Below are 4,588 nucleotides of genomic sequence, written 5' to 3' on the forward strand. Positions count from 1 at the left end.
GCCGACCTGATCTTCCTGATCGCCGCGCCCGCCGGGGCCGACGACGCCCACCTGACGATCCTCTCCGCACTGGCCCGGCAGCTCATGAACGCCGAGTTCACCTCCGCACTGCGCGCGGCGGCCGACGCGGAGAGCGCGGCGGCCCTGATCCGCGGCGACGAGACCCCCGCGCCGAGCACCCCCGAAAACTCCGCCGCGACGCCGGTGGCGGCCTCCGCCGGCGCCGCGGCGGGCAGTTCCGCGGCCGACGGTTCCGCGGCCGACGGTTCTACGGCGGACAAGGGCGTCGGCGCTGACACCGGCGCCGCCGCGCAGCCGTTCCGCATCGTCGCCGTCACCTCCTGCCCGACCGGTATCGCGCACACCTACATGGCGGCCGAGGCGCTGGAGAACGCCGGTCGTGCGGCGGGCGTCGACCTCGTCGTGGAGCCGCAGGGCTCGGCCGGTTTCACCCGGCTCGACCCGGCGGTGATCGCGGCGGCGGACGCCGTGATCTTCGCCCACGACGTGCCCGTACGGGAGAAGGACCGCTTCGCCGGCAAGCCGACCGTCGACGTCGGTGTGAAGGCGGGCATCAACCGCCCCGCCGAACTGATCACCGAGGTCCGCGGCAAGGCGGAGCGCGGCGAGGTCACCGGCGGATCCGCGCCGACGCCGGTCGAGCGCGGCGGTGAGGCGGGCGAGGGCTACGGCTCCATGCTGCGCAAGTGGCTGATGTCCGGCGTCAGTTACATGGTCCCGTTCGTCGCGGCCGGCGGTCTGCTGATCGCCCTCGGCTTCGCGATCGGCGGCTACGAGATCAAGTCCGCGCCCTCGGTCATGCAGCACTTCGTGTGGACGCAGACCGACAGCTGGGCCGCGCTGATGTTCCAGATCGGCGCCGTCGCCTTCGGCTTCCTGGTCCCGGTGCTGGCCGGCTACATCGCCTACGGCATGGCGGACCGGCCCGGTCTGGTGCCCGGCTTCGTCGGCGGCATGATCGCCTCCACCATCAACGCGGGCTTCCTCGGCGGTCTCGCCGCCGGTCTGATCGCCGGTGGTGTGGTGCTGGCGATCCAGAAGGTGAAGATCCCGGCGGCGGTACGCGGGATCATGCCGGTGGTGGTGATCCCACTGATCTCCACGGCGATCGTCGGGTTCCTGATGTTCGTGGTCATCGGCAAACCGATCGCCTCGGCGCAGAAGGGCATGACCGACTGGCTCAACGGCCTCAGCGGCTCGAACGCCATCCTGCTGGGCGCCCTGCTCGGCCTGATGATGTGCTTCGACCTCGGCGGCCCGGTCAACAAGGTCGCGTACACCTTCGCCACGGCGGGCATCGCGGTCTCCAGCCCCAGTGACTCCGCGATGAAGATCATGGCCGCGGTGATGGCGGCCGGCATGGTCCCGCCGCTGGCGATGGCCCTGGCCACGACCGTGCGCGGCAAGCTCTTCACCGAGACCGAGCGCGAGAACGGCAAGGCCGCCTGGGTCCTGGGCGCCTCCTTCATCTCCGAGGGCGCGATCCCGTTCGCGGCGGCCGACCCGCTGCGCGTCATCCCGTCCGCGATGGTGGGCGGCGCGATTACCGGGTCCCTTTCGATGGCGTTCGGCGCGACCCTGCGCGCCCCGCACGGCGGCATCTTCGTGGTCCCGCTGATCGGCCACGCGTTCCTCTACCTGATCGCCATCGCGGTCGGCATGTGTGTCACGGCGGCCCTGGTCGTCGTACTGAAGGGCATGCGCAAGCCGGCCGCCGGCAGCACGGCCCCCGGAGGACCGGAGGACATATCCGCTCCTACGGCGGATACGAAGCAGCCGGTCGCCGCCTAGCCTCTTTTGGCCCGCTGTGAGGTGTTCACGGCAACTGCGAGATACATCACGGTCCGGGACCACGGTCCCGGACCGTGGTGTCTACTGGAACGCATGCCTGAGCACGTCTCGATCCTCCAGCTGACCGGTGTGGCCGTTCTCGTCCTGGCGACCGTCGCCTGGGTGCTCGGCCTGACACGCGTCCTGCGCCGCTCCCTCGCCGAGCCCACCGCATGGCACGCGGCCCACCCGCTCTACGGCCTCCCGAACCAGCGTGACACCCCTCCCCACCTGGAGTCCGTCGAACTGACCCCGGCAGAGCGCGACGCCTTCGCGGGTCTGGTACGACAGCTCAGCGACGGGCGTTGAGGGGTCGGGTTCGCGGTTGTCAGGAAACCTGCGCGGCTCCAGCTGCTAGGAAACCTGTGCCGCCCGCCGCTCCATCGCGTCCCGGGCCGTGTCCTCGCTGACGTAGACCTCGCACATGTGACGGCCGTCCGGCGTGGCCGTGTGCTCGACCTCCCACAGGGAGATCTCCGCGCCGTCCTGCAGCAGGAACGCGTGCTCGTAGAGCGAGAAGCACAGCGCGGCACGGCCCGCTCGGAACGGGCGGCCGAAGGCCTGCGTGATCTGGTGCGCGAACGCCGTCTCCAGCAGCGCGGCCGTCTCGGCGTCCGGCCGGTCCACGTTCTCCGCCCGGCGCAATAAACGGCGCGCGTGGTCCGCGGAGTCGTCCGCCAGATACGTGTGCCGGGGCTCCGGGATCGGCGACAGCTGCACCAGCACCGGCAGTTCGAAGTCCGGGGTGTCCGGCGGCAGCGGCAGGCGCGCGGTCGCGGTGCGCAACTCGTCCTCGTCGACGTACACCTCGTGCTGCGTCTCACGGCCCAGCACGGTGTTGTGGACGAGCTCCCACAGGGTGAGCGCGGAGCCGTCGGCGAGCAGCCAGGTGTGCCGGTACGTCTCCCGGTGCAGGCCGGCGCTGTGGTGCGCGGAGTGCAGCGAACTGTCGTGCGCCAGCGCGCAGTCGAGACGCCGTATCGTCTCGTCCGGCAACTCGAAGGAGTTCAGGGCACGGCCGAGGAGTCGCGCGAGGTGCTCCTCCGGAGACTCGGGCGACTCGGGTTGTTCGTACGCTGCCGTGTCGTACGGAACGCTCAAGGCTTCTCCCGGCGTTGCTGCATGTCACCTTGTGGGTGCATACCGTAGCCCCTCGGTCGGACATCATGTCCGGGAACCGAGAAAACGTATGCCCGGAAAACGCGCGGGCCGCGCGAGATGTTCCCGCGCGGCCCGAAGTTCCGTCAAAACCCGCCGGTCAGGCGGCACTTCCGGCGGTCCACTCGCTCCACGTCATGTTCCAGCCGTTGAGCCCGTTGTCCGGGGCGACCGTCTTGTCGGGGGAGTTCTTCACGATCACGACGTCCCCGAGCAGCGAGTTGTCGTAGAACCACGCGGCGTTCGTCGCACCCTGCGCGCCCTGCACGTCCGCGAGCCCGACACAGCCGTGGCTGGTGCCCGTCTGACCGAAGGGCGGGTTGGACCTGCTGTACCAGTAGTTGCCGTGGATGAACGTCCCCGACGAGGTCAGTCGCATCGCGTGCGGCACGTCCGGGATGTCGTACTCGCCGCCGAGGCCGACCGTCTGGCTGTTCATCCGCGTCTGCGTGAACTTCTCGGAGATCACCATCTGCCCGTTGTACGTGGTGTGTTCGGGGCTGCCCGAGGAGATCGGCAACGACTTGAGGGTCTGGCCGTCCCGTACGACCGTCATGGTCTGCGTGTTGACGTCGACCGTGGAGACCTGCGAACGGCCGATGGTGAAGCTCACGGTCTTCTTCTGCACGCCGTAGACGCCGTTCGCGCCCTGCACGCCGTCCAGGTCGATCTTCATCGTGACCTTGGAACCGGCCTTCCAGTAGTCCTGCGGCCGGAAGTCGAGCCGCTGCGTCCCGAACCAGTGCCCCACGACCTGCTGCCCGCTGCTGGACGTCACCGTGATGTGCGACTGCACGGCCTTCTTGTCGCTGATCACCTTGTCGAAGTTGAACGACACCGGCATCCCGACGCCTACGGTCGTCCCGTTGTCCGGGGTGTACGTCCCGATGAAGCTGTTGCTCGAAGTGACCGTCGTGAAGATGGAGTTGGCGGCCGCGGTCTTGCCGCTGGAGTCCTTCGCGGTGGCCGATATCTGGTACTTGGTCCCGCGCTCCAACTGTCCCTTCGGCTTCCAGCTGCCACCGTTCGCGGATATCGCACCGTCCACGGCCTGCCCCGACCCGGCGAGCGTCATCTTCACGTCGGTCAGCTTGCCGTCGCTGACCTGCACGCCGGTCGCGTTGATGGACGCGTTCGTCGAACCGTCCTTCGCCGAGATGACGATCTTCGCGGTGGACGTCTTGGCGGATGTCCCGCCGCCACCCTTGCTGTTGGTGTCGGAATCCGCGCTGGCGTTGCCGCCGCACGCGCTGAGGGTGAGGGTGCCGACCACCAGGGCGGCGATGGCCCCCAGTACGCGCCGCGCTGCTATGTCCGGCGTTGCCACGGGCTGCTCCAGGTTCGTGTGATGTACGTGATCGTGATCCGCTGCGATGCGTGGACAAAGAGGGGCCACGCCCCCGCAGGGGTTCCCTGCGTTCCCCATGAACGCCGTCCGGTGACAGAACCGGGACATATGCGGGGTGGGCCACTCGCTTCTTGGCCAGTGTCGGGCTTCCGCGGCCCGAGTAAAGGGCGCTCCCTGCGGTCGCGTCGGCTGCGCCGATTCCGCTGCGCTCCACCCTTGACTCGACCCGCT

4 protein-coding genes are annotated in these 4,588 nt (G+C 69.2%); 2 read left to right on the forward strand and 2 right to left on the reverse strand.

Translation table 11 applies throughout. The annotated features are described in order from the left end of the window. Both ACFWP5_RS51895 and ACFWP5_RS51900 read left to right on the forward strand, forming a co-directional pair. On the forward strand, positions 1 to 1,812 hold a 1,812-nt coding region (locus tag ACFWP5_RS51895), incomplete at its 5' end, for a fructose-specific PTS transporter subunit EIIC (protein ID WP_384174293.1). 93 nt (positions 1,813 to 1,905) lie between these two features. After that, entirely contained in the window at positions 1,906 to 2,160 is a 255-nt protein-coding gene (locus ACFWP5_RS51900) for a hypothetical protein (RefSeq protein WP_384174296.1), read from the forward strand. A 45-nt stretch (positions 2,161 to 2,205) separates the two neighbouring features. On the opposite strand, the gene ACFWP5_RS51905 is transcribed toward ACFWP5_RS51900, so the two are convergent. Continuing rightward, complete coding sequence (locus ACFWP5_RS51905) at positions 2,206 to 2,952, reverse strand: DUF6227 family protein (protein WP_384174298.1); 747 nt, start codon at positions 2,950 to 2,952, stop codon at positions 2,206 to 2,208. A gap of 157 nt (positions 2,953 to 3,109) precedes the next feature. Continuing rightward, positions 3,110 to 4,336 carry an Ig-like domain-containing protein gene (locus ACFWP5_RS51910; RefSeq protein ID WP_384174301.1) on the reverse strand — a complete coding sequence of 409 codons (1,227 nt, stop codon included), beginning with the start codon at positions 4,334 to 4,336 and terminating at the stop codon, positions 3,110 to 3,112. Positions 4,337 to 4,588: the final 252 nt, after the last annotated feature.

Origin of the sequence: Streptomyces sp. NPDC058469 (assembly GCF_042721125.1) — a bacterium.
Lineage (GTDB): Bacteria > Actinomycetota > Actinomycetes > Streptomycetales > Streptomycetaceae > Streptomyces.